Source organism: Vibrio sp. 1CM2L, from assembly GCF_023161695.1.
GTDB lineage: Bacteria > Pseudomonadota > Gammaproteobacteria > Enterobacterales > Vibrionaceae > Vibrio > Vibrio coralliirubri.
This window is the reverse complement of record NZ_JALNTT010000002.1, coordinates 876,511-900,050: the sequence shown is the minus strand read 5'-3', so window position 1 is coordinate 900,050 and position 23,540 is coordinate 876,511. Positions and strand designations below refer to the sequence as shown.

Genomic DNA, 23,540 nt, shown 5'->3' with positions numbered 1-23,540 from the left:
TGCTATCGTCATGCTCAGCTTTGAAATTTTTGATTGATAGCAAGAGTGAGCTCTAAACGGGCTTATAAGTACCGAAGAAGTGTGAGTATCTTGAAGTATTCTGTTACTTTTTAGTGCAACTCAATGGTGCTATTTGTATGTGTTCAGTTGATTATTTGAGTGGGTGTCTGATTCTGTGATTGGCGATGAAAAATAATAAAGATTAATTAGCACAGCTATTGATAAACTTGTAGTTACATTTCTTTGCTCATAAAAAAACACCGCCCATAAGGCGGTGTAAACAAATTTGACAGACAGGTCAAAATAAATACAGGAAGTACATGCCTCGTTTCAGTATAAACTGCAACAAAACATTTGGTAGAACTCTACCCAACTCGAAAAGAACGAGTTTGCAAACACAACATCGCAGGAGCTAAGCCAATTGATTCTAGAGAGAATCAAGCCGTTCAGGCTAGCTGCTGCGGGATGAAATATAGAATTTCTCTGGCCGCTAGGCAATGGACAAATTATAATGTTTCAGATAAAAAAAACTAATGCTTATTTAGAGAGTAACTATGTCTCGTCGATTACCCCCATTAAACTCGCTAAGAGTGTTTGAAGCAGCAGCTCGACACTTGAGTTTTACGCGTGCCGCAGAAGAGTTGTTTGTTACTCAAGCGGCGGTCAGCCATCAGATCAAAGCGCTTGAAGAATTCTTATCTTTGAAGCTGTTTCGCCGAAGAAACCGCTCTTTGCTGCTGACTGAAGAAGGTCAAAGCTACTTCTTGGATATCAAGGATATTTTCACATCACTGGCAGAAGCGACGGATAAAGTGCTTGAGCGAAGTGAGAAGGGCGCATTGACCATCAGTTTACCGCCGAGTTTTGCGATTCAATGGTTGGTACCAAGGCTCGCTGACTTTAATCAGCAAGAACCTGATATTGATGTAAGAATCAAAGCCGTTGATATGGATGAAGGCTCGCTGACCGATGATGTAGACGTGGCTATTTACTATGGCCGAGGTAATTGGTCGGGGCTCAGAGCCGACAAGCTTTATCAAGAATACTTGATCCCTCTTTGCTCACCTTCCGTGCTGCTAGGAGTAAAACCATTAGAATCTCTCAGTGATTTAGCATGTCATACGCTATTGCATGATACTTCTCGAAAGGATTGGAAACAGTTCGCTAAGCAAAATGGTATCGACGGGGTAAACGTTAATCACGGTCCTATCTTCAGTCACTCAACCATGGTGTTGCAGGCAGCGGCTCACGGTCAGGGCATTGCTCTAGGTAACAACGTGTTGGCGCAGCCTGAAATCGAAGCGGGTCGCTTGATTGCACCTTTTGATGAAGTGTTGGTGAGTAAGAACGCCTTCTATGTGGTTTGTCATGAGAAACAAGCCGACATGGGCCGTATCGCCACTTTCCGCGACTGGATGCTAGCGAAAGCGCAAAGTGAACAAGAGGACTTACTCGATGAATAACGTCATCATTGATGGTGAAGACAATCCGATCACCTTTATCTTTGCCCATGGTGCAGGCGCAGGCATGGATCATGAGTTCATGCAGTCGGTAGCCAAAGGGTTAGCTTTTAAAGGGATACGAGTGATTCGTTTCAACTTCCCTTACATGATTAAACGTGCTGAAGATGGTAAGCGTCGTCCACCTGACAGAGCGCCTAAGCTACTTGAAGCCTACCAAGAGATTATTGAGCAGGTTGATGCCGATAAGCTTGTGATTGGGGGTAAGTCGATGGGAGGGCGTATGGCGAGCCATTTGTCTGAAGTTGATAAAGTGGCAGCCATGGCGTGTCTAGGCTTTCCTTTCCATCCTCCAGGTAAACCTGAGAAGTACAAAGGTGAGCATCTGGCTGAGTTAGCAAAGCCGTGTCTCATTTTACAAGGTGAGCGCGATACCTTTGGCAAGCGTGAAGAGTTTGCTGACTTTGATCTGTCTGATTCTATTCGTGTTGAATTTATTCCTGATGGCGACCACAGCTTTAAGCCGCGTAAGAGTTCTGGCTACACAGAGCAACAGAACATTGCGTTAACCGTTGAGAAGTTATCAGCGTTTATCAAAGAGGTGCTCAATGAGAAGTAAGTATTTACTCACGTTTGCTGGCATCTCTGGTGCGGTTGCTGTGATGCTTGGCGCCTTTGCAGCTCACGGTTTGAAAGCTATCTTGCCTGAATATCTGCTAGGCGTGTTTGAGACCGGTGTTCAGTACCAGTTTATCCATACTCTGGCTATATTGGCGTGTGGTGCTCTGCTGCAGATGAAACTTGGCGCTAAATCACAAAAATATTTTTTCATTGCGGCAATTTGCTTTATCATCGGCATCCTTTGTTTTAGTGGCAGCCTTTATGGCTTGGCGCTGACAGGAATAAAATGGTTTGGCCCTATCACTCCGTTTGGTGGTCTACTATTTATCATTGGTTGGGGAGTCTTCTCCTTCGCTGCTTTGAATATAAAAGAGGTAACTCAGTGAAACACGTACTACTTTATTGTCGCTCTGGTTTTGAAAAAGAATGTGCTGGCGAAATTCAAGACAAGGCAACACAACTGGAAGTGTTTGGTTTTCCTCGCCTAAAGAACAATACAGGTTTTGTATTGTTTGAATGTTACCAAGCAGGTGAAGCGGACAAGCTGATCAAAGAGATCGATTTCCAATCACTGATCTTTGCTCGTCAAATGCTGGCAGTGGCTGTTGAAATTAAAGATCTGCCAACCGATGACCGTATTTCTCCAATTCTTGAGGCGCTTTCTGAAAAAGAAGGTTTCCCTCGTTGTGGTGATATCCGTATTGAAACGCCAGACACTAACGAAGCAAAAGAGCTTTTGAAGTTCTGCCGTAAGTTTACTGTGCCGATGCGTCAAGCGATGCGTGGTAAAGGCCTGATGACAGCGAAAGATAACGCTAAGAAGCCTGTGCTTCATTTATGCTTCATCGCTCCGGGTCACTGTTTTGTTGGTTACTCTTACCCAACGAACAACTCACAGTTCTTTATGGGTATCCCTCGTCTGAAATTCCCATCAGATGCGCCAAGCCGTTCTACATTGAAGCTAGAAGAAGCATTCCACGTATTCATCCCTCGTGATGAGTGGGACGAGCGTCTGGCTCCAGGTATGTGGGGTGTTGATTTAGGTGCGTGTCCAGGTGGTTGGACTTACCAATTGGTTAAGCGCTCGATGTTCGTTCACTGTGTTGATAACGGCATGATGGCAGACAGCTTAATGGAAACGGGTCAAATTAAGCACCACATGGTGGATGGCTTTAAGTTTGAACCAGACCGTAAGAACGTAACTTGGATTATCTGTGACATGGTTGAGAAGCCAGCTCGTGTTGCACACCTGATGGGTGAGTGGATCATCAAAGGCTGGGCGAAAGAAGCACTGTTCAACCTTAAACTGCCTATGAAAGGTCGTTACGATGAAGTACTGCAAGATATCGAGAACCTAAAAGTGTTCCTTATTGAGAACAAAGTGAAGTTCAAGATGCAGGCTAAGCACCTTTACCACGATCGCGAAGAGATCACGGTTCATATTCAGGCGCTTTCAAACATCTCACCGCACTAATATTTACGTTAGTGTGCCAGTGATAAAAAATGCTCCTTTAAGGGGCATTTTTTGTATCAATATTATCGAGTCACAGCGACTTAAGAGTTTGCTTCGTAACGAATATCTTGCAGATTGAACCCTAAATCAATGTCTGTTTTGAGTGCCGATACTTGCTTACATACACGAGCGGATTCGATGTGTTCGTCGAACTTCTTACGATATTTTTTCGGTAGGTCTTCTGCTTGGTAGGCCGCTTCGATATCTGGGTATGTGGTTAATATCTCTTTGGCTGCTTTTGGTCCGACACCTGGAATCCCCGGTACTTGGCTTGAGCTTACGCCCGTTAATCCCCAGTAATCCGCCAGTTGTTCAGGTTTAACGCCAAACTCAGCTTCGATAAAGGGTTTGTCTAACCAGCGGTGCTGGAAGTAATCTCGGATCTGCAGAGTGGGTGATAGCAGCTGGCAATACCCTTTGTCTGTCGAGATGATGGTGACGGTTTCTCCGTGGTCAGCCACTTTCTTTGCCAGTGTTGCGACGAGATCATCCGCTTCATCGCCATCAGACAGCAGTGAATCAATGCCTAACTCCCACCAAGCTTGTTGAATAGCATCAAGGCCTTTCATTAATGGTTCTGGCATCGGTTTACGGTTCTGCTTATAAGCAGGGAGCACATCTGCGCGCCAGCCTCGATCTTGTAAATGGTGATCAAATACCGCGATGATGTGGGTGGGCTTTGATTCATTCAGAATCTTATTGAGAGTTCGAGTAGTGGTGGTGATGGTTCTTGCTATATCGGTTGGATCCGGCTGAACAGAGTGCACGCGTCGGATGAGGTTTAAGGCATCGATAATAACAAGATGGATAGACATAAGTTTCCACTAAATAGGCAATAAAAAAGGGGCTGCTAGCCCCTTATAGTAACGTATCACTTGGTGAGTTGAAACGTTAGCGACGTAAACGTCATAACCTGATTAACTTTATGCCTACCAATTGGTTATCACTCACTTAGTTACTCGTTAATGAGTGTGCCTATTCGCTCGGTGCAATTTTATAGCAAGGCACGTAGTCCGTACCGCCCGGTAGCTTCATTCGATGTTGCTCAACAAAGTCGTTTAGCAGTTGGTCCATCTTGGTCATTAGCTCTTTGTCGCCATCAATCAGGAATGGGCCGTGTTTCTCTATCTCTAGAATACCTTCGGCTTTGACGTTACCTGCGACAATGCCCGAGAACGCTTTACGTAAATTAGCGGCTAGGCTCTCTGTTTTTTGGTCCATATGAAGATCAAGCGCCGCCATAGATTCGTGTGTTGGATCGAATGGCAGTTGGAACTCAGGCTCAATATGCAGCGACCAGTTGTAGCTGTAGGCATCACCGGTCTCTTTACGGTGAGAGCGCACATCTGGCATCGCTTGTTTCATGATTTTCGCAGCGCGTGCTGGATCATCAATCACGATCTCATAATGTTTCTGCGCATCAGGCCCTAGAGTTTCACCAATGAACTTATCGATTGAGCGGAAGTAAGCTTCGCTCTCTTTCGAACCAGTTAGGACAATCGGCATTGGCTGCTCGGCGTTATTCGGGTGCATCATGATCCCTAATATGTACAGCAGCTCTTCGGCCGTGCCGGGGCCGCCTGGGAAAATGATGATGCCATGCGCCATACGAACAAACGCCTCAAGACGCTTCTCAATATCTGGCATGATCACCAGTTCGTTCACGATTGGGTTTGGTGGCTCAGCCGCAATGATCGAAGGCTCGGTAAGCCCCAGATAACGATGATCGGTGTAACGTTGTTTCGCGTGACCAATGGCAGCCCCTTTCATTGGGCCTTCCATTGCTCCCGGTCCACAACCGGTACAGATGTTCAGTTCACGTAGGCCGAGTTCATTACCGACTTCACGAGTGTATTGATACTCGCTGGCATTAATAGAGTGACCACCCCAACATACAATCAGGTTAGGCTCGATGCCCGGCGTCAGCGCACCTGCATTTCTCAAGATACCAAACACAAGGTTAGTAATGTGAGTGGCATTAGTCAGGTTGAGCCTTTGGTTGTCGGCTAAGTGCATGTTGACGTAAACAATGTCACGCAGTACTGAGAATAGGTGTTCTTGAATACCCTTGATGATTTCACCATCGACAAAGGCATGCTCAGGTGGGTTGCTCAGTTCGAGCTTAATACCACGCTCACGGCGAACGACTTCGACATCGAACGACAGATATTTGTCGAGCAACTCTTTGGAGTTGTCGGTATGGCTACCCGAGTTCAGAACCGCTAACGTACAGTTACGATACAGTTGGTACAGATCACTAGACGCGGTTTTCTTAAGACGCTCAACCTCAAGTTGAGAGAGTAAATCCATGCTACCGGCAGGGCTGATATGAGTGATCATAGTGCCTCCTTGTTGAAAAGAGCAGGGGACGTTGAAGTGACCCTCTGGCTCGAGAGTGAGAAGCAAACGTTGAAAGTGTTTGGTTAAAGGTAGGAGAGAGTTAACCAGACGAAACGGATACGACAGCGTTGCTTGCCAAGAATGCTTGTTAAGCGAATGTTAATCATTAGCTTAGCAAACATTGAGGGAAATGGTATGTGATAAGTATTTGAAAAAATGAAATAAATTAAATCTAGGGCTGGCCTAGTGCCAAACAAGTTGGTTGTTACCGCGTTGTTTTGCTTTATTTAGCGTTGTATTGAGCCGCTCTAACACTTCTTCCGGTGTATCTGACTCTTTAAACTGAGTACTTGCCGCGCATAAAGTGATCGTGATTTGTTGGTCACGGAACTTAAAGGGTAAGCGGCTTACTTGAGTTTGAATATTTTGAATCACCTGATGGCAATATTCATCGGTTTGCTCTGGCAGCAATAAGACAAACTCTTCACCTGAAAAACGAGCCACAGTATCGGTGGTGCCTGCTTCTTTGGTGATGGTTCTTGCGATGATCTTGAGTGCTTTGTCGCCCGCGGTATAACCAAAGCTATCGTTAATTGCTTTGAAGTTGTCGATGTCGAGCAGTACTACGCGTAGCGAATGTTGCGCGCGGATCCAGCGGCGATACTCAAGCTCTAAGCGATCAGTAAAGGCTGTGCGATTGTAAACCTTGGTTAGAGGATCAAGCAGCATACGCTGAGCCTGATCTTCCAAACGCTTACGGTAATCTTGGGTCACTTCATAGAGTGAATCTAACTGAGTCTTTCCGTAACTCATTCTCTCTATCAGAGCTTGTTCTTTCTGCTCTGCGTGGTTCAGCCTTTCCGAAAGAGAGGCGATTTCACTGAGTAGCGGATTAATCGACAGCTTTAAACTATCAATATCCTTCGCTTTATCTACCGAGCTTTGGCTTCTTGTGACAAGTTCATTTAACTCAGAGTTCAGACCTTGGCGGTGCTCAAAGTAGCTCTGGCTTTGGTCGGCATTTTGATCTGCCGTTTTGATGCTGGACGCTAGAGAAGCATTAAGCTGATCGATGAATTGTTCAGACTTCTTGCGTTCTAGGTTAGTGCCTTCAATAACCAGTTTGAGGATCTGAAGTGTTAGCTCAAGTAGGTTTTGTGTGGAAACACCAAGCAGCAGCTTCGCTCGAATATCGGTAAGCAGATCACCCGATTCACCCTCGAAGTCGAGTTCAGTGATCAGATGTTGTAATTCGTTTGATAGGTCGGAAAGGAGCTCTTGTTCCGGAGAGTGCGCAGCGTCGGAAAAGTGGGTGCGTGAGTTATTCGCCATAATCTTTATGGCACGCTCATAAATACCGAGAAGTTTCATGGCATGGTCGACTTTCTGACTGCCATTGCATTCGGAGAAGCTAAGTAAGTTTCGTAGGTCGCGTTTTAGCTGTGCTGGAAGGCCAGTTATGCGCTGCAGCGTTTCCCCACTGTGCTTAATGCTATCGTCCAGATATCCGTTCTGTTTATCCATAGCCAACGTTTTCTGCTTAAGCATCCTTTCTAATACTGCCAGCTTGGGGATCATCGAGCTAATGTCTTTTTGCTTTTCTAGCTCTTCCCTAAGGGCAATGAGGTTTTCATCTAAATGGCTGTTACTGCCAACACATGCGTCACTTAAAGATGTGACGATACGCTTTAGAACTTTCTGTTCTCTAATAAACTTGAACGAGGTGTCTCTTTGCGTCAAACGGACCTGCTCCAACTGAGATTTCAGCTGGTGGAGTTGCGCCTGAATGTCTTTTTCAAGAATGCCCATAGATGTATTTATTAGCGCCGCGTAGACCGATCTCGATCATTTTGATGAAATTCCGTTACATCGATAATAACAAAACTAAAAATAAGGTCACGACTTGCTGCTCTTAACCGCTCGCAAATCAGTCATCTTTTAGCATTTTTTTGATGTTGTCCTCATTCTGGTACGAGGATTGTATTTTTATTAACCCTTGATTAATCGCATGTTTACACGCTTCTCTTATGTTACCAGTTGCAAGGCTCGCTGCTGGTGCATTATCGATAGCTTTTAGATAGACCCATTGGCTACTGCGCTCTTTGAGACTGATCTCACGAGCTAGATTGGTCGACATCAACAATACGTCGAGCAGTTCTTGATCGTTAATTGCGGTGTATGCGCGTGGTAAAAACGGGTAGTCAGCGATGCCCATACGGACCGTTCGGTTGATGTTTCGCTCTGTTTCGAAGTCATTCACCCAAGATTGAATCTTTCTGAACATGGCTTCCGGCGACAAATCACGGTCCGCGTTTGGTTCAATATAAAGCAGGTTCGCATCCGAGAAGTGGTAGACACGCGCTGGGCCTTCAAGCTTAGATTTTAGGAACTCACCGAAAGCGTCTTCCAGTTCTAAACCGGCTTTGTAACCGTTCTGCGTATACATATTTCGTAGGAACGGCAAGTCAATCATCACGAAGCGTAGACGGTCGTTTAGTGGTTCATGAATGAGCTCGCCAAGTTGCCATTGTTCAAAGGTTTGGCTGGTTTGTTCCAGCGAGTTCGATAGTTTTGCATTGAGCATTCTTAAGTTCGGAAGCTTTGAACGTGAGTGCGTAAATAGGTCAGTGCGCAGTGAGTCCACTTCTTTGGCTAAGGTTTGAATGATGTAGCCTCGGCGCAGCACAAAGAAGAACAAGACAATGCTGAACAAGAATAGGGCGAACGATATCTTTTGGAACTTACGATGCTCCAGTTTGTATTTTTCTAGCTCTTGAGCTTGGCCTGCGTAGTGCAGGGTTTGTTCAGCAAACTCTTTCTGTTGACGGAACGCATCTTCGCCAACACGGTTAAGCTTTTGTTGCTCTAGAGAGACAAGGCTGTTGTACTGCTTAAGGTTTGCCAACGCTTGCTGTGGGCGACCAGCCTGCTCATAACCTAAAGAGAGTAAGTAGTATGAGCGTTGTGAAAGACGCATGTTCTCTATCTGACGAGAGATCTCAAGTGCACGTGTCGCATGCTTTATCACGTCTTCGCTTTCTTGTAGGTGATACGCCAACCCTGCTGATAACAGTGCAGCACGACCTTCCAGCTTTGGAATGTCGGTATATTCGAGCAGCTCAAGGGCACGGGTTAGGTACTGTTCTGCTAGAGGGTAGTTATACAGACGTAGGTAAGTCGCTGATAGACTTAGGCGAATATCAATGACTTGGTGGATATCTCGGTCTGTGCTTTCGTGATCAAGAACGTTGAAGAAGTGCACCAAGGCAAGGTTATATTTTCCTTGATAGAAGTACACATCACCCATTTTCTTAAGCACTTGCGCTAAGACAGGAGAATTTTCAAAGTTGTCATAGAAATCAGCAGCTTGAGATAGGTGTTCTAACGCTTTATCTAACACTTGGCGCTCAAAGAAAAGCTGCGCAAGTAGGCGGTTGACCTTGGCCAAACGTGAACTCAGATTACCTTCTACCGATTTCCAGTAGCCATACAACAACTCAGATAATGCGTGGTTGTACTCTTTATGGGTCAGATAAAACTCGCCGACTGAGATGTGGTAGTCGATGGTGACTTTTTCAGAGTACCGCTGATCGAGATAGGTTTTGGCTTCTTGATAGAACTTCTCGGCTTCATCGACCTTGTTGTCATAAGAGGCGATATCGGCTTTCAACATGATCAAGCGATAGGTGATGCCTTCCGTCAAGCGTAAGGTTTTATTCACCGACTCTAGATTTGCTTCAATACCCGCTAGCTCTGTTTTTGCTTTGGCTGATTTTCTATCACTCAGCCACAGTAAGCGAACTTTTAGGATCTGAAGATCCAGTTTTAGGTAATCAAGCTTATAGGTTTTCGCTAGCTCAGAGGCTTTGTCGATGTGCTGAATCGCAATACGCATATTGCCAAGGTTGTATTCCGCCTTGGCTAAGATCTTATACGCATCGATGCTGCTGTTTGGTGTTCGAATCGAAGAGTCTGTCTCTTCGCGAGAAATCGCTGAAGGGCTTTTCTCGCGTTGATCAGAAAGGACACGCAACGTTAGGTAGCTGTTGGCCATTTGTTTTGCTTGGCTCGGCTCGATCTCAACCAAGTTATTGGCTTCATTGAGTAGCGCCGACGAATAAACCGACGCATTGACCGATGTGCTTAAGCTTAAAATAAATAGACTAACAACGTATAACCAACGCATTTCAATGTCCCTTTAAAGATTTGGTAGGTTCAAATAAGTGTGGGTGGTTCTCGCCTGATTATTGGCGAGCCATACGCTTATTGTGGCTTGGTCTATCTTGCTCTGTTGAACGGTATGGGTTGATATCCAGACCACCACGACGTGTGTAACGTGCGAACACAGTTAGCTTCGAAGGTGCACAGTATTTCATGATGTCAGTGAAGATACGCTCAACACATTGTTCGTGGAATTCATTGTGCTCACGGAAAGAAACTAAATAACGTAGCAGAGCTTCACGGTCAATTTGCTTACCAGAATATGCGATCTCAACGCTGCCCCAATCCGGTTGATTGGTGATCAAACAGTTCGACTTCAATAGGTGGCTATGCAGTGTCTCTTCAACGTCTTGTTCGCCAGCTGCGCCTTCAAGCAGTGACGCTTCAAAGTCATAGCTAGTGATTTGGATGTCTTGGTTGTCGATACAGTCACCTTCCATCGTCACGATAGGTTGGTTTGTGTAGTCGGTTACTGAGTTTACATTCACAATCACCGTTTCGCCTGCACATGCTGACAAATCTTGGGTCAGGCGCTCAGTGACTTGATCCCAGTTTTCAAATTGAGTCTGGTTGTAGCTGTTCAGGTACAGCTTGAAGGATTTTGATTCAATTAAATTTGGGCTGGTTGCTGGGATGAAAACTTCACCGACCGCCACTTGTGGTAGGCCATTGGTGTTTAGCCACGAAAGCTCGTACATCGTCCAAATATCATGACCAACAAAAGGCAGCTCGCCGTTTAGCGCAAGATCATCGCGATTAAGGCTACGAGGCACTGGTTGCAATAAACTTGCATCGTATTGGTTAGAGTACTCAGTTTTTTGGCCAAGGGTTAAACCCACTAGCTCTTTTGCGTCAGAATATTTGCTCATACTTTCGTTTCAAATTCGATTAGAATGGGGTCGATTTTACTGAATCCCCCTTACCCTGTCATTAAGTCATCGCTTAATCGGCGCGGAAAGGGCTCGGATTCTATTTATTATTTTGTGTTTAGGAGATTTTCATGACTCAACGTGCTCAAGACGCACTACTTTCTTTTAGTCAGCGATACGTTGACGCGTGGCAGCAGCAACACCAAAGCTTACCTCGTAATGAGGAGTTGGTGGACATCGTATCGCCATGCGTAGAAGAAAAGAGTGGCGATGCCGTGTTGTGGAAGCACTATCCACGTGAGCAATTCGCGGATTTCACCAACGTTGAAACCGGTATTGAGTTGACTCTGCATGAAGACATCAAGACTTTCTACGGCGCACAATTCAGCGCAGATATGAACGCGACTTTTGATGGTAACGAGCTGACTCTGTTACAGATTTGGAGTGATGAAGACTTCGAATGCCTACAAGAAAACATTTTGGGTCACCTAGTGACTCAGCGTCGCTTGAAGCTAAAACCAACGGTTTTCATTGCCGCGACCGATGCAGAGCTAGACGTTATCTCTATCTGTAACCTAACGGGTAACGTGATTTTGGAGCGCTTAGGCACCAAAAATCGTGATGTACTCGCCGAGACATTGGCAGAATTTTTAGAAAAGCTACAACCAGCGGTATAAATAGATGTACGTACTAGAACTTCAATTTGAGTGTTTTGATAACACAACGGTAAGCGCTGTCGACAAGGCTGTTAATGGCTTAATGGATGCACTTCGTTATAACGGACAAGTGTTAGGTCGTGAATTCCCAATCGTGATGGGCGATGGTGAATTCTATGTTCGCGTTGTGTGCCCGGAGCAAGACAGTTTACACCCGCGTAATCACTCAGACTTTGTGAAAGTGTGTTTTGATCGCTTGTCTAACGCGAGCCTACTAGCGCCTAAAATGCGTTTGCTAGGTCGAGATCTGAACTCAGAAGAAGTTGCAGAAGATGAAACGCCAAGCTGGCAGGTGTTATACACGACATTCGTGCACACCTGTTCACCGCTGCGCAGTGGCGATAGCTTGCTACCAATCCCTTTGTATCGCAATCCACCTACCTTCAATGGCGACCATAAAGCCGTATTGAAATGGCAGACAGAATGGCAAGCCTGTGATGAAGTACAAATGGGTGGTGGTTGTCGCGCTGAACATGCAACGCTAACCGAGATCAGTGACACTAAGAGTGTGCTGTTTAAACGCGGTTGGGGTCTAAGAGGGCGTATTGAATATCTGACTAAGGTTCCAACCTACTACTACTTATACCGTGTCGGTGGGATCAGCCTGAAAGATGAAAAAGAGCGCAAATGTCCGCAATGTGGTGGTGAATGGCTGCTAGATGCGCCTATCCACGATATTTTCTATTTCAAGTGTGATGACTGCCGATTGGTGTCAAACATCTCTTGGGATCACCTGAAGTAGTCTTCTTGTGGTTATTTAAGCGTCATGCTTTAGATATCGGAGCGCTATTTAGTGCTCCGATATTTTTTTCTTTTTATATTAAATGTTTAGCACCTTGTATCATCCCCGATGCCGTTACTTCGTTACCTGTCTTAGCTCGATCTTTATTACTCTCTTATCGTTACCCTTTTCCCCTTTAAATACGTACAGAACGTGATATTCAGCTCTTTCCGTAGTGCCAATGTATTCATTGAAATAATCCAACACCCATCAGCTTTTAGTTATCTCAATAGTTATCCTGATCACAATAATCAATCAGTTCTCTTTCAATTTATATTCTGCTTAATATAAATGGGATCGATCCCATGGGAATGTTCCCATTTATAAATAATAACCTGATTCTAGATCTGAAAGGAATGGACGATGAAACTGTTACCTATTGCTGCTGCACTCTCTACTGCTTTACTTGCCCCTAATTTATACGCTGATGAAACCACGCCATTGGAGTTCAATGGCTACATGCGCGGAGGCGTTGGCCTGAGTAATGAAGGCGGCTCAAACAGCAAGTGGGAGGTGAGTAAAGTTGGCCGACTCGGCAACGAAAATGACCTGTATGGTGAGTTTGGCTTTAAGAAAGAGGTGTATGCTGAGGACGACGTTTCATTTTTAGTTGATTCCATGTTGTCGTACTGGCAAGGCCAAGATGAGAATGCCGCGGATAAAAGCGTGGATGTGGTGCAATTGAATGTTCAGGCGGTGGGGCTTTTTGAAGATAAGGACATTGGGATTTGGGCGGGTGAGCGCTACTACCAACGTCATGATGTGCACATCGTTGATAATTACTACTGGGATGTAAGTGGTATTGGTGCCGGCGTTGAACACATCAACCTAGGCCCTGGTAAATTATCGGTGGCGTTGATTCAAGACACGGTGACTGGCGATGTGTTTGATGGCAAAGAAACGACGGCCATGATTGCTGATATACGTTATGCAGGCATTCCATTGTGGAACAATGCGGATCTTGAGGTCGGTATTGATATGAACTTCGCCAATGAAAAGCAAGGTCAAACGGTGGATGCGGATGACAGCGTAATGCTAACGGCGAGCTTGAATCAAAACCTATCAGGCGGTTTCAACAAAACCATTCTGCAGGTTGCTAACTCTGGTTATGCCGAGCAGATGACGACTTTTGGCACGGGTAAAGGCATTGTTCGAGATGCAAACAACAATGACGCCGATGGCTTCCGTTTGATTAACTGGGGCGTGCTTGCGATTGGCGAGAATATTGAGTTTGGCCACACTGTGCGTTATGCCGCGTCAACCGGTGTGGGTGCTAATAACAGTGATGATGACTCTTTCAGTGCAGTTATTCGTCCGCTTTATAAGTGGGACAAGCGCATGCGTACCATCCTTGAAATTGGTGGTTTTGTAGAAACGATTGATAACCAAGATGGGGCAGGTGGTAAATTCACCATCGCTCAGGCTTGGGTTCCACAAGTGGGTTTCTGGTCTCGTCCTGAATTCCGTATCTTCGCTACTTATTTAAATGATGCTGAAAACGACAATGCCTTCGGTGAAGGTAAAAACAGTGAAATGAGCGTTGGTATGCAAGTGGAAGCTTGGTGGTAAGTCGAACTTTCTGGTAAATCCTAACCAATAAAAAGGGGCTGACGTTATGTCAGCCCCTTCGGGTATCTATACAGTGCTGTCGTTTAGTTGATTACCAACCTTTAACGACGCCACCTTGGAAGATGTCAGAAGCTGCGTTGTACACTTCTTCAGTTTGGTAAGCTTTAACGAAGTTTTGTACGTTTTCAGCGTTTAGGTTGTCTTCACGAGAAACGATTAGGTTTACGTAAGGAGAATCTTTGTCTTCAACGAATACGCCATCTTTTTGTGGAGTTAGGTTGATAGAGCTCGCGTAAGTTGTGTTGATGATAGATAGAGCAACATCATCAAGAGAACGTGGCAGTTGAGCTGCGTCTAGTTCAACAATCGTTAGGTTCTTAGGGTTACCCACGATGTCGCGAACTGTAGCTAGAAGACCTGCGCCTTCACGAAGTTCAAGAAGACCTTGTTGCTCAAGAAGAAGTAGAGAGCGACCTAGGTTTGTAGGGTCGTTTGGTACAGCAATACGCGCACCGTCTTGGATTTCGTCTACTGATTTCACTTCTTTAGAGTAACCCGCAATTGGGTAAACAAACGTGTTACCAGCGATAGTTAGCTTGTAGCCACGGTCAGCCACTTGCTGATCTAGGTACGGTGCGTGTTGGAATGCGTTGATGTCGATAGAACCATCATCTAGAGCTGCGTTTGGTGTTACGTAATCTGTGAACGTTACTAGCTCAACATCTAGGCCGTATTTCTCTTTTGCTACTTTAGCTGCCACTTCAGCAACTTGAGCTTCTGCACCTGCCATTACGCCAACTTTTACTTTAGAAGTATCCACTTCTTTATCACCACAACCTGCTAGAACTAGCGCTGAAGCTGCTGCTGCGATAGTTAGTAAACCTTTAAGGCTAAATTTCATAATAATCTCCTTTTAATAAATCTATTTAATTAGGTTCAGACGACTCTAATCTTTATTCGTGAGTCTTTATCTGTGGTCAACGCGGCGAACTAATGAATCACCGATTGATTGAATAATTTGTACTAGCACAATCAACATCACTACTGTCACAGCCATGATGGTCACATCGTAGCGGTGGAATCCGTAACGAATCGCGACATCACCTAGGCCACCACCGCCAACAGTACCGGCCATTGCTGAGTAGCTCACCAGAGTCACTAGCGTAATCGTTACTGAGTTGATGATAGTTGGTAGTGCTTCTGGAAGCAGAACCTTATTGATGATTTGTGTTGGTGTTGCGCCCATTGATTGAGCCGCTTCTACTAGACCTGTTGGTACTTCAAGTAGCGCACTCTCGATAAGTCGAGCCACGAATGGGATAGCGCCAATCGTCAGTGGAACAATCGCTGCTGTTGTGCCGATGAAGGTACCAATCAGCATCTTAGTCAGTGGGATAATCGCCACCATCAGCACTAAGAAAGGCACTGAACGGCCGACGTTTACAACCGCACCGAGAATTTTATTTACCTTGGTGTTCTCTAGCAGCCCACCTCGTTTAGTCGTGTGTAGAATCACGCCTAACGGGATACCGACCGCGAAGCCAACGATGCCAGCGACAGCAACCATGTAAAGCGTTTCGCCTGTTGCGCCTAATAGAAGGTTACCGTTAAGGCTGATCCAGTCAGCAATCTCGTTGAAACTAAAGGACATAACCAAGCACCTCTACTTTTACATTGTTGTCGCGTAGGAATTGGATAGCAGCATTATCATCTGCTTCATTACCGAACAGTTCTGCGACCATCATGCCGAACTTCACACCGCCGGCGTAATCAAGGTCAGAGCTTAGGATGCTGACATCGATATTGAATTTACGTGCGATTTGCGTCATCAGCGGAGCATCAACCGTTGCACCAGTAAACTCAAGACGTACCAGCGGGTAGCTGCTGTTTACGCGAGTCTCTTGCAAGCGTGCTTGGTAATCTTCAGGAATCGTTAGATCCAACGTTGAACGAATGAATTGATGCGCAAGTTCAGTCTTAGGGTGAGCAAAGATGTCACCAACTGTGCCTTTCTCTACCAATTCACCACCGCCAATGATCGCGACTTCATGACAAATGCTTTTCACTACATCCATCTCGTGCGTAATAAGCAGGATAGTGATGTTCAGCTTGCGGTTGATTTCACGCAGCAGCTCAAGAATTGATTGAGTTGTTGCTGGATCCAGTGCGCTGGTCGCTTCATCACACAGCAGTACTTTCGGGTCAGAGGCCAGTGCACGAGCAATCGCAACACGCTGCTTTTGACCGCCACTTAGGTTTGCAGGGTAAGTGTCACGCTTATCCGCCAAGCCAACGAGTTCAAGCAACTCACTCACTTTCGCTTCAATAATTGCTTTATCTTTACCAGCAAGCTCTAAAGGCAGTGCTACATTGTTAAATACAGTACGAGAAGACAGCAAGTTGAAGTGTTGGAATATCATGCCGATGTTACGGCGCGCTTCGCTAAGTTCTGATTTGCTGAGTTTTGTCAGGTCGATACCGTCAACAATCACTTCACCTGAAGTCGGGGCTTCCAACATATTTACACAGCGGATTAGGGTACTTTTGCCTGCACCTGAAGAGCCGATGACTCCAAAGATTTGACCTTGAGGAATGTGGAGGTTGATATCAATTAAGGCATTGATTTCTTTAGTGCCTTGATAAAAAACCTTGTTGACTTGATTCACTTTAATCATAGAGAAACCCGTGCAGGTAGAACAGAATAATATGTCGATAGCTCGCTCGATTTACAGACGATGCTATGGTGTTCTATGATCTAAGTCAATAGATATTTTTACGTCTAGACGGCTAAACGTCGATTGTATGGTTAAGCTTGAAACAAATCGTTAACGAACGCAAAACTAAATAGATAGTGATGAAGCAAATAAAGCGTGTAATAATTAATGATTAATAGAGAGTTGATAGAGAACAAAATTTTGTCTAAACCTGCTGTTTTTTTAGATCGTGATGGTGTGATTAACGTCGACCACGGCTACGTACATGATGAGCATGACTTTGAATACATCGATGGTGTGTTTGAAGCGGCGAAAGCGTTTAAAGATATGGGTTATTTATTGGTGCTAGTGACCAACCAATCTGGTATTGCTCGCGGCATGTTTAGTGAAGACCGTTTTCTTTCTTTGACGCAGTGGATGGATTGGAACTTTGTCGATAACGGCGTTGAGCTTGATGGCATCTATTACTGCCCGCATCACGCTGAACACGGTATTGGTGACTACAAGCAAGATTGTGAATGTCGTAAGCCAAAGCCAGGCATGTTCATTTCTGCTCGTGACTTTCTGAAGATTGATATGGCTAACTCGGTCATGATCGGCGATAAAGCGGAAGACATGATGGCTGCAGAAGCGGCAGGTGTTGGCACAAAAGTACTGGTAAGAACCGGTAAGCCAATAACTGAAAAGGGTGAGGCACTTGCAAGTGTTGTGCTTGACAGTATTAAAGATGTACCAGCATTCTTAAAAGGTTAAGGCACTAAGTCTCTTTCACTTAGATATAAGTGTTGTTCACTATATAAAGATGAGGAACGCAGTATGAAAGCATTGTTGATAGCATCTCTATGTACGGTAGCGTTATTCGGGTGTTCTAAATCCGCAGCGCCTGATGGTGCAGTATCGGACGATCAATTCGTGACTTATCAATGTGAGTCTGACGCTTCATTTAAGGTCGCTTACCTTGGTAATGAAAAAGCGGTATTACGTTTGCCAGAGAATGAATATCGCCTCACTCAAATAGCGGCAGGTTCAGGAACGAAGTATATCTTAGATGATGGTACCTCTGAGCTGATCAATAGCGTCACTTTGCGCACTAAAGGTGACAACGCACGTCTAGAACTTGGTCGTGTCGTCTATAAAAATTGTCGAAAGTAAGTCATAGTTAACTTCTAAGATTTACAAACAGTTAAGTGAGGGAATCTGCCCTCACTTTTTATTCTCTTCCCTTTAACGTTAGACTTTTTATGAGCAAAAAACTCACTATTCTTGATATTGCAAAACTGTCCGGTGTTGGTAAGTCAACCGTATCACGCGTTCTGACCAATGATCCAAAAGTGAAACCTGAAACCCGTGAAAGGGTGGAAAGAGTAATTCAAGAATCTGGGTATACGCCTTCAAAGTCAGCGCAATCGATGCGCGGTGGCAGCCAAAAAGTCATCGGCGTGATTATCTCTCGTTTGGACTCTCCCTCAGAAAATAAAGCCGTTAGCACTATGCTGGCCGAGTTGTATCGAGCGGATTACGATGTCGTGATCATGGAAAGCCAACTTGATAGAGATAAAGCCAATGAGCACCTGCAAGTTCTAAAGCGTCGTAACGTTGATGGCATTATTGTATTTGGCTTTACTGACTGCGATATTCCTGCGATCGAAGCGTGGGAACACAAAGCGGTGGTGATTGCTTTGGATACCGAGAACGTGACGTCGATTAACTATGATAACCAGCAGGTGATCAATAGTGCGTTGGCGCATTTATCGGATCAGGGGATCTCTGACGTTGGCTTTATCGGGGTTGATCCTAGTGATAAATCAACCGGTGAACTGCGTCTCAAGGCTTATCTCGATTGGTGTGAAAGCACTGGAGTGATTGCGAACTATCGTACTGGTCAACTTCATCACGAAAGTGCTTATCAGCTGGTGGATGAGGTACTGACTCCTACAACTCAAGCTCTTGTCTGTGCCAGTGACACATTGGCTCTTGGCGTGATCAAGCGTCTACAAGAACTACAACGTGAAGATGTGGTTGTAACAGGCGTTGGTGGCAATGATCTTCTCTCTTTCTTGTTCCCGCGAGTATTTAGCATTGATCCTGGTTACCAATCTGCAGGTAAGTTGGCTGCTAATCTATTGATCTCTCAGCTTTTAGGTAATTCAGAGATCTCTCATCACACCCAATCTCCTATTCTATAATCCACTCAATTAAGCGAAATTGAACTGCTTAGATTAAAATTAGAGTGTGATCTCTTTCAATTAATGGGACTGTTCCCATTTTAATTTATCATTCATACGGGCATTATAATAACCGTGATTGGGAATGTTCCCATTAATCTAAATCTGAGTGGTTATAGCTGCATGGTTTAGATGAGTAATTGAATGAAACCAGGGTGGGGTAGTATGAGTAAGATAGCGAAGCAAGACGTTGCGCGTCTTATCGAGTTAGTCGGTGGTAAAGAAAACATTGCGAGTGTCAGCCACTGTCTGACTCGACTGCGTTTTGTATTGAACGATACAGAGCAGGCCAACAAAGCTGAACTCGAAAAACTGAAGCTAGTAAAAGGCTGTTTTACTAACGCAGGCCAATTCCAAGTTGTGATTGGCACTGAAGTTGATGAAGTGTACGCACTTCTGATTGAACAGACAGGTAAAGAGGCATCATCAAAAGATGAGGCGAAGCTGGCTGCTCGTCAAAATATGAACTTCCTTGAGCGTGGTATCTCCCATTTAGCCGAAATTTTCGTACCACTGCTGCCTGCCATCATTACTGGTGGTTTGATTCTTGGTTTCCGTAATGTGATTGGCGACATTCGCATGTTCGACGGCAAAACCCTCGTTGAAATCAGTCAATTCTGGGCAACGGTTCACTCTTTCTTATGGTTGATCGGCGAAGCTATTTTCTTCTTCCTACCGGTTGGCGTGTGTTGGGCAACGGTTAAGAAGCTTGGCGGAACCCCTATTTTGGGTATCACGCTCGGTGTGACCTTGGTTTCACCACAACTCATGAACGCATACATGATAGGTAAATCGGTACCTGAGGTATGGGATTTTGGACTGTTCGTGATTGAGAAGGTCGGTTATCAGGCTCAGGTGATCCCTGCGATGTTAGCGGGTGTGGCTTTGGCGTTCATTGAGACCAATCTTAAGCGCATCGTCCCTGCTTACTTGTACCTAGTGGTTGTGCCATTTGTATCGATTGTTTTGTCTGTGATTCTAGCGCACGCTTTCATTGGCCCATTCGGTCGTATGTTAGGCGATGGTGTGGCATTCGCAGCTAAAGCGGCAATGACAGGTGACTTTGCGATTCTTGGTTCAGTGGTATTTGGTTTCCTTTACGCACCTTTGGTTATCACGGGTATTCACCACACAACCAACGCCGTGGATTTGCAATTGATGCAAGACTTAGGCGGCACACCAATCTGGCCTTTGATTGCACTATCAAACATTGCACAAGCATCGGCAGTAGTCGGCATCATTATCTTGAGCAAGCGTGAAGGTGAACGAGACATCTCGGTTCCTGCGGCAATCTCAGCCTACTTAGGTGTAACAGAGCCTGCGATGTACGGTATTAACCTTAAATACAAATTCCCAATGCTCAGCGCAATGATTGGTAGTGCTGTTGCAGCCGCAATCTGTGGTAGCGCGGGTGTGATGGCGAATGGTATCGGTGTCGGCGGCTTGCCGGGCATCCTATCGATTCAACCTCAATATTGGTCGATTTACCTAGTCGCGATGCTGGTGGCGATAGTACTGCCTATCACGTTAACCCTGTTCTTTTACAAGCGAGCCCAATCCAAGGGTGAGTTAGAAACCGCGAACGCGTAATGCATTTAATAAGCGATGACTCCAATGTGAGTTATCGCTTTTTCTCTTAGGAATGACTCCTATTCGACCATGATTCACATGGTGATTTTTATTTTATATTTTCTGGTAAGTGAGTGTTAGAGATGGCGATGACTGAACATGATGAAAGCTGGTGGAAAACCGCGACCATCTATCAAATCTACCCAAAGAGCTTCTGCGACAGTGGCAGTAAGGGCACTGGCGATATCAAAGGGATCATTTCGAAATTGGATTACCTCAAACATTTGAGTGTCGATGCGATTTGGCTAACCCCGGTTTACGCATCACCAATGATCGATAATGGTTACGATATCTCAGACTACTACGCGATTAATCCTCAATTCGGCACCATGGAAGACTTCGACTTATTGCTGTCTGAAGCGCACCAACGTGGTATCCGTATCGTGATGGATATCGTGGTAAACCACACTTCGACAGAGCATGCATGGTTTCAATCTGCTTTGGGCGACAAAAACAGTCCGTACCGCGATTATTATATCTGGAAAGATCCAGTAGGTGGCCAAGTACCAACGAACTGGCAGTCTAAGTTCGGTGGTAATGCATGGGAATTAGATGAGGCGACAGGGCAATACTTCCTACACTTATTCGCCAAAGAACAGGCTGATTTGAACTGGGAGAACCCGGTTGTACGTGAAGAAGTGAAAGACGTTATCAGCTTCTGGGCTGAAAAGGGCGTTGACGGTTTCCGCTTGGACGTGATCAACCTGATTTCAAAGCAGCAAGATTTCTCTAATGATGATATTGGTGATGGTCGTCGTTTCTATACCGATGGCCCACGTGTGCACGAATATCTGAAAGAGATCAGCGAAGCAGTGTTTCAGAAGTACGGTAGCGTGACCGTCGGCGAGATGTCTTCAACCACGTTGGAACACTGCCAGCAATACTCAAACATTGATAACAGCGAGCTATCAATGGTATTTAACTTTCACCACCTTAAGGTTGATTACACCAATGGTGAGAAGTGGACTAATGCTCCGTTTGACTTCTTGCAGCTCAAATCGATCTTCAATCACTGGCAAACAGGATTGAACGGCAAAGGTTGGGGCGCACTATTCTGGTGTAACCACGACCAACCAAGAGTGGTGAGTCGCTTAGGCAACGATCAGCAATATCGCGTTGAATCAGCCAAGATGCTAGCCGCTTCTGTGCATATGATGCAAGGCACACCTTATATCTATCAAGGTGAAGAGATTGGCATGACTAACCCTGGCTATACTGAAATTAGCCAGTATCGTGATGTTGAGAGTACCAATATGTACGACATCATGGTGAACCGTGATGGTGTGGCTCATCAAGATATGATGGCGATTTTGGCGCAGAAGTCTCGAGATAACTCTCGTACACCAATGCAATGGAACAGTGAGCCTTACGCAGGATTCTCACAAGCTCAGCCATGGCTTGATGTAGCGAATAATTACTCTGAGATTAACGCCGAGCAAGCGCTTGAAGATAAAGACTCTGTTTTTTACTTCTATAAGAGTTTGATTGAGTTACGTAAACAAGTGCCAGTGATTACGGATGGCAGTTATCAAGACCTACTGCCTGAGCACTCATCAATTTTTGCGTATGCACGTCAGAACGAAGGGCAGACTTTGCTGTGTATTAACAACTATTATGGTGAAGAGGCAGAATGCGTTTTACCGGAACGTTTTGATATGACTAAGGCGAAGAGTTTGTTGTCTAACTATCAACAAGCGAACACTTCAGTTGCATTACATCATCAAGTGTTACGTCCTTACGAGACTCGTATTCTCTTGATTGAAGGTTAACCTTGTTTCATTTTAAGAAGCCTGATTCTTTTCCCCTTAAAGGATTGGGCTTCTACAAAGGCTTTGGAGAGCTCCCCAAAGCCTTTTTTATTGTTTGTAGCTAGTCAGTAGTTATGCTTGGGTTTAGCTAATAGAAGTCAGTACCGCTGCTGATTCTTCGATCGTAGATTGCTCTACAGACATCAATTCAATCTGTTCAATTAAGCCGATGCTAGGGTTGAACCAGCGCTCTGATGATGTGCCAAATTCTGCCGAATCCATACCTTCACAGCCAATGTAGTAAGTGTTTTTCTCTGTTAGGTTCGCCGCTTCGATTGATTTATCAGAGATCTTGAAACTCTTACGTATGCCTGTTTCTTTAATCTGTTGTTGCCATGTGACTAGGCATGAGGCATTAGTTGGCAGTCTTGATACCCACGAGCTATCTTCAAAGTCATTCAGCAAGTTAGCGACTGCTTTGCCATGTAACGTCACTTGCAATGACACGGTTTCTTCACTGATATCAATGATTGGGTCACTCTCTTTTACGTCAGTTCCTTTCAAACGGAAAAGAGGGCTGCTGCGCATTACGGTTGTGATGTATTGGCTACCAATAAAGTAGGCATTGGTGATTTCATGTAGACCGCGGTCAGGGCCTGCAAAATAAATGCTGCCGTCTTCTTGTGTACCTTCAACATTCGTCATGATGTCTTCAGAAACATAAAATTCGGTGATGCCGTAATTGATCAGATCATTGATAACTTGAACGACCGCTTCATTGCCGGCCTCTTCTTGTAACCCTGCAATAATGAGTTCACCGCTTAAAGGAGTGAAGTTCATTGTCATTACGCCTTCAGTCTCACCATCTTTGGTAAATGAGTAGCCTAATGTTGTTTCTGTTTTAGGGGAAAATGCAGAGCTCGCAATAGGGTAATCAACCTGACTGCTTGGACCTTTATTACCATCTGTAGAACCAGAAGAAGAGCCGCCTCCACAACCATAGAGAGCAAAGAGAGAGGTCGCTAGCAGCGTCATTGTTTTTTTCATGTTGAACATTCCTAAAGTTGGAAGCCCTTGGTGGGCCCGATGTTTTTAGGAATGCTATTGTTTGAGGAGTAAATAGGGCAAAAAACG

At 45.0% G+C, this 23,540-nt stretch carries 21 protein-coding genes; 12 read left to right on the top strand and 9 right to left on the bottom strand.

What is annotated here, in order from left to right; genetic code table 11:
* The first annotated feature begins 554 nt into the window (after nucleotides 1-554).
* The 4 genes from MSG34_RS09125 to rlmM are packed head-to-tail and all read left to right on the top strand — an operon-like array spanning nucleotide 555 to nucleotide 3,555.
* On the top strand, nucleotides 555-1,463 hold the full coding sequence (locus MSG34_RS09125; RefSeq protein ID WP_012604639.1) for a transcriptional regulator GcvA: 909 nt from the start codon (nucleotides 555-557) through the stop codon (nucleotides 1,461-1,463).
* A complete protein-coding gene (locus tag MSG34_RS09120) occupies nucleotides 1,456-2,079 on the top strand; it encodes an alpha/beta fold hydrolase (protein ID WP_017060775.1) in 624 nt (207 codons plus the stop codon). The genes MSG34_RS09125 and MSG34_RS09120 overlap by 8 nt, the downstream gene beginning before the upstream one ends.
* Nucleotides 2,069-2,467 carry a DUF423 domain-containing protein gene (locus tag MSG34_RS09115; protein WP_017060774.1) on the top strand — a complete coding sequence of 133 codons (399 nt, stop codon included), beginning with the start codon at nucleotides 2,069-2,071 and terminating at the stop codon, nucleotides 2,465-2,467. Before MSG34_RS09120 ends, MSG34_RS09115 begins: the two co-directional genes overlap by 11 nt.
* A complete protein-coding gene (rlmM, locus tag MSG34_RS09110; RefSeq protein ID WP_017070491.1) occupies nucleotides 2,464-3,555 on the top strand; it encodes a 23S rRNA (cytidine(2498)-2'-O)-methyltransferase RlmM in 1,092 nt (363 codons plus the stop codon). Before MSG34_RS09115 ends, rlmM begins: the two co-directional genes overlap by 4 nt.
* Nucleotides 3,556-3,635: 80 nt before the next feature.
* On the opposite strand, the gene xni is transcribed toward rlmM, so the two are convergent.
* The 5 genes from xni to queF all read right to left on the bottom strand — a co-directional run bounded on the left by xni (nucleotide 3,636) and on the right by queF (nucleotide 11,024).
* Nucleotides 3,636-4,409, bottom strand: a complete 774-nt coding sequence (gene xni / locus MSG34_RS09105) for a flap endonuclease Xni (RefSeq protein WP_048612242.1) — start codon at nucleotides 4,407-4,409, stop codon at nucleotides 3,636-3,638.
* Between the two features lie 160 nt (nucleotides 4,410-4,569).
* Nucleotides 4,570-5,934 (bottom strand): nucleotide 5'-monophosphate nucleosidase PpnN, encoded by a 1,365-nt coding sequence (gene ppnN / locus MSG34_RS09100; protein WP_086774719.1) that lies wholly within the window; start codon nucleotides 5,932-5,934, stop codon nucleotides 4,570-4,572.
* A 243-nt stretch (nucleotides 5,935-6,177) separates the two neighbouring features.
* Nucleotides 6,178-7,743 (bottom strand): GGDEF domain-containing protein, encoded by a 1,566-nt coding sequence (locus MSG34_RS09095; RefSeq protein WP_248337101.1) that lies wholly within the window; start codon nucleotides 7,741-7,743, stop codon nucleotides 6,178-6,180.
* Between the two features lie 118 nt (nucleotides 7,744-7,861).
* Nucleotides 7,862-10,120 carry a tetratricopeptide repeat protein gene (locus MSG34_RS09090; RefSeq protein ID WP_048612239.1) on the bottom strand — a complete coding sequence of 753 codons (2,259 nt, stop codon included), beginning with the start codon at nucleotides 10,118-10,120 and terminating at the stop codon, nucleotides 7,862-7,864.
* 58 nt (nucleotides 10,121-10,178) lie between these two features.
* Nucleotides 10,179-11,024 carry an NADPH-dependent 7-cyano-7-deazaguanine reductase QueF gene (gene queF, locus MSG34_RS09085; protein WP_248337099.1) on the bottom strand — a complete coding sequence of 282 codons (846 nt, stop codon included), beginning with the start codon at nucleotides 11,022-11,024 and terminating at the stop codon, nucleotides 10,179-10,181.
* 131 nt (nucleotides 11,025-11,155) lie between these two features.
* Between queF and syd the strand changes: the two genes are divergently transcribed.
* The 3 genes from syd to MSG34_RS09070 all read left to right on the top strand — a co-directional run bounded on the left by syd (nucleotide 11,156) and on the right by MSG34_RS09070 (nucleotide 14,090).
* Nucleotides 11,156-11,701: a SecY-interacting protein gene (gene syd, locus MSG34_RS09080; protein WP_017089736.1), complete on the top strand. Its 546-nt coding sequence runs from the start codon at nucleotides 11,156-11,158 to the stop codon at nucleotides 11,699-11,701.
* 4 nt (nucleotides 11,702-11,705) lie between these two features.
* The gene (locus tag MSG34_RS09075; protein WP_017060766.1) at nucleotides 11,706-12,482 is read left to right on the top strand and encodes a Zn-ribbon-containing protein; all 777 of its coding nucleotides are present in this window, start codon (nucleotides 11,706-11,708) and stop codon (nucleotides 12,480-12,482) included.
* A gap of 402 nt (nucleotides 12,483-12,884) precedes the next feature.
* Nucleotides 12,885-14,090, top strand: coding sequence for a carbohydrate porin (locus MSG34_RS09070; RefSeq protein WP_048612237.1), 1,206 nt, complete (start codon nucleotides 12,885-12,887; stop codon nucleotides 14,088-14,090).
* A 91-nt stretch (nucleotides 14,091-14,181) separates the two neighbouring features.
* Here the strand turns inward: MSG34_RS09070 and MSG34_RS09065 are convergent, their stop codons facing one another.
* The 3 genes from MSG34_RS09065 to metN all read right to left on the bottom strand — a co-directional run bounded on the left by MSG34_RS09065 (nucleotide 14,182) and on the right by metN (nucleotide 16,765).
* The gene (locus MSG34_RS09065) at nucleotides 14,182-14,991 is read right to left on the bottom strand and encodes a MetQ/NlpA family lipoprotein (protein ID WP_019824947.1); all 810 of its coding nucleotides are present in this window, start codon (nucleotides 14,989-14,991) and stop codon (nucleotides 14,182-14,184) included.
* Nucleotides 14,992-15,057: 66 nt separating this feature from the next.
* Nucleotides 15,058-15,741, bottom strand: a complete 684-nt coding sequence (locus MSG34_RS09060) for a methionine ABC transporter permease (RefSeq protein ID WP_050649641.1) — start codon at nucleotides 15,739-15,741, stop codon at nucleotides 15,058-15,060.
* Entirely contained in the window at nucleotides 15,731-16,765 is a 1,035-nt protein-coding gene (gene metN, locus MSG34_RS09055; protein WP_017060763.1) for a methionine ABC transporter ATP-binding protein MetN, read from the bottom strand. The genes MSG34_RS09060 and metN overlap by 11 nt, the downstream gene beginning before the upstream one ends.
* Before the next feature lie 207 nt (nucleotides 16,766-16,972).
* Between metN and gmhB the strand changes: the two genes are divergently transcribed.
* From gmhB to treC, 5 genes are all read left to right on the top strand, one after another.
* The gene (gmhB, locus tag MSG34_RS09050) at nucleotides 16,973-17,557 is read left to right on the top strand and encodes a D-glycero-beta-D-manno-heptose 1,7-bisphosphate 7-phosphatase (protein WP_017060762.1); all 585 of its coding nucleotides are present in this window, start codon (nucleotides 16,973-16,975) and stop codon (nucleotides 17,555-17,557) included.
* A gap of 63 nt (nucleotides 17,558-17,620) precedes the next feature.
* Complete coding sequence (locus MSG34_RS09045; RefSeq protein ID WP_048664565.1) at nucleotides 17,621-17,956, top strand: MliC family protein; 336 nt, start codon at nucleotides 17,621-17,623, stop codon at nucleotides 17,954-17,956.
* 89 nt (nucleotides 17,957-18,045) lie between these two features.
* Nucleotides 18,046-18,990: a trehalose operon repressor TreR gene (gene treR / locus MSG34_RS09040; RefSeq protein WP_019824953.1), complete on the top strand. Its 945-nt coding sequence runs from the start codon at nucleotides 18,046-18,048 to the stop codon at nucleotides 18,988-18,990.
* A 204-nt stretch (nucleotides 18,991-19,194) separates the two neighbouring features.
* Nucleotides 19,195-20,619, top strand: coding sequence for a PTS trehalose transporter subunit IIBC (gene treB, locus MSG34_RS09035; protein WP_248337097.1), 1,425 nt, complete (start codon nucleotides 19,195-19,197; stop codon nucleotides 20,617-20,619).
* Nucleotides 20,620-20,741: 122 nt separating this feature from the next.
* The gene (gene treC, locus MSG34_RS09030; protein ID WP_248337095.1) at nucleotides 20,742-22,427 is read left to right on the top strand and encodes an alpha,alpha-phosphotrehalase; all 1,686 of its coding nucleotides are present in this window, start codon (nucleotides 20,742-20,744) and stop codon (nucleotides 22,425-22,427) included.
* Between the two features lie 123 nt (nucleotides 22,428-22,550).
* Here the strand turns inward: treC and MSG34_RS09025 are convergent, their stop codons facing one another.
* Nucleotides 22,551-23,453, bottom strand: a complete 903-nt coding sequence (locus MSG34_RS09025; RefSeq protein WP_248337093.1) for a hypothetical protein — start codon at nucleotides 23,451-23,453, stop codon at nucleotides 22,551-22,553.
* Between the last annotated feature and the right edge of the window lie 87 nt (nucleotides 23,454-23,540).

Excerpts from the sequence above, each read along its gene's own strand:
- queF (WP_248337099.1), bottom strand. The coding sequence starts at position 11,024 with ATGAGCAAATATTCTGACGCAAAAGAGCTAGTGGGTTTAACCCTTGGC.
- treB (WP_248337097.1), top strand. The coding sequence starts at position 19,195 with ATGAGTAAGATAGCGAAGCAAGACGTTGCGCGTCTTATCGAGTTAGTC.
- xni (WP_048612242.1), bottom strand. The coding sequence starts at position 4,409 with ATGTCTATCCATCTTGTTATTATCGATGCCTTAAACCTCATCCGACGC.
- MSG34_RS09075 (WP_017060766.1), top strand. The coding sequence starts at position 11,706 with ATGTACGTACTAGAACTTCAATTTGAGTGTTTTGATAACACAACGGTA.
- MSG34_RS09115 (WP_017060774.1), top strand. The coding sequence starts at position 2,069 with ATGAGAAGTAAGTATTTACTCACGTTTGCTGGCATCTCTGGTGCGGTT.
- MSG34_RS09090 (WP_048612239.1), bottom strand. The coding sequence starts at position 10,120 with ATGCGTTGGTTATACGTTGTTAGTCTATTTATTTTAAGCTTAAGCACA.
- MSG34_RS09065 (WP_019824947.1), bottom strand. The coding sequence starts at position 14,991 with ATGAAATTTAGCCTTAAAGGTTTACTAACTATCGCAGCAGCAGCTTCA.
- ppnN (WP_086774719.1), bottom strand. The coding sequence starts at position 5,934 with ATGATCACTCATATCAGCCCTGCCGGTAGCATGGATTTACTCTCTCAA.
- MSG34_RS09120 (WP_017060775.1), top strand. The coding sequence starts at position 1,456 with ATGAATAACGTCATCATTGATGGTGAAGACAATCCGATCACCTTTATC.
- treR (WP_019824953.1), top strand. The coding sequence starts at position 18,046 with ATGAGCAAAAAACTCACTATTCTTGATATTGCAAAACTGTCCGGTGTT.
- MSG34_RS09070 (WP_048612237.1), top strand. The coding sequence starts at position 12,885 with ATGAAACTGTTACCTATTGCTGCTGCACTCTCTACTGCTTTACTTGCC.
- MSG34_RS09045 (WP_048664565.1), top strand. The coding sequence starts at position 17,621 with ATGAAAGCATTGTTGATAGCATCTCTATGTACGGTAGCGTTATTCGGG.
- gmhB (WP_017060762.1), top strand. The coding sequence starts at position 16,973 with ATGATTAATAGAGAGTTGATAGAGAACAAAATTTTGTCTAAACCTGCT.
- MSG34_RS09095 (WP_248337101.1), bottom strand. The coding sequence starts at position 7,743 with ATGGGCATTCTTGAAAAAGACATTCAGGCGCAACTCCACCAGCTGAAA.
- MSG34_RS09125 (WP_012604639.1), top strand. The coding sequence starts at position 555 with ATGTCTCGTCGATTACCCCCATTAAACTCGCTAAGAGTGTTTGAAGCA.
- MSG34_RS09025 (WP_248337093.1), bottom strand. The coding sequence starts at position 23,453 with ATGAAAAAAACAATGACGCTGCTAGCGACCTCTCTCTTTGCTCTCTAT.
- treC (WP_248337095.1), top strand. The coding sequence starts at position 20,742 with ATGGCGATGACTGAACATGATGAAAGCTGGTGGAAAACCGCGACCATC.
- metN (WP_017060763.1), bottom strand. The coding sequence starts at position 16,765 with ATGATTAAAGTGAATCAAGTCAACAAGGTTTTTTATCAAGGCACTAAA.
- syd (WP_017089736.1), top strand. The coding sequence starts at position 11,156 with ATGACTCAACGTGCTCAAGACGCACTACTTTCTTTTAGTCAGCGATAC.
- MSG34_RS09060 (WP_050649641.1), bottom strand. The coding sequence starts at position 15,741 with ATGTCCTTTAGTTTCAACGAGATTGCTGACTGGATCAGCCTTAACGGT.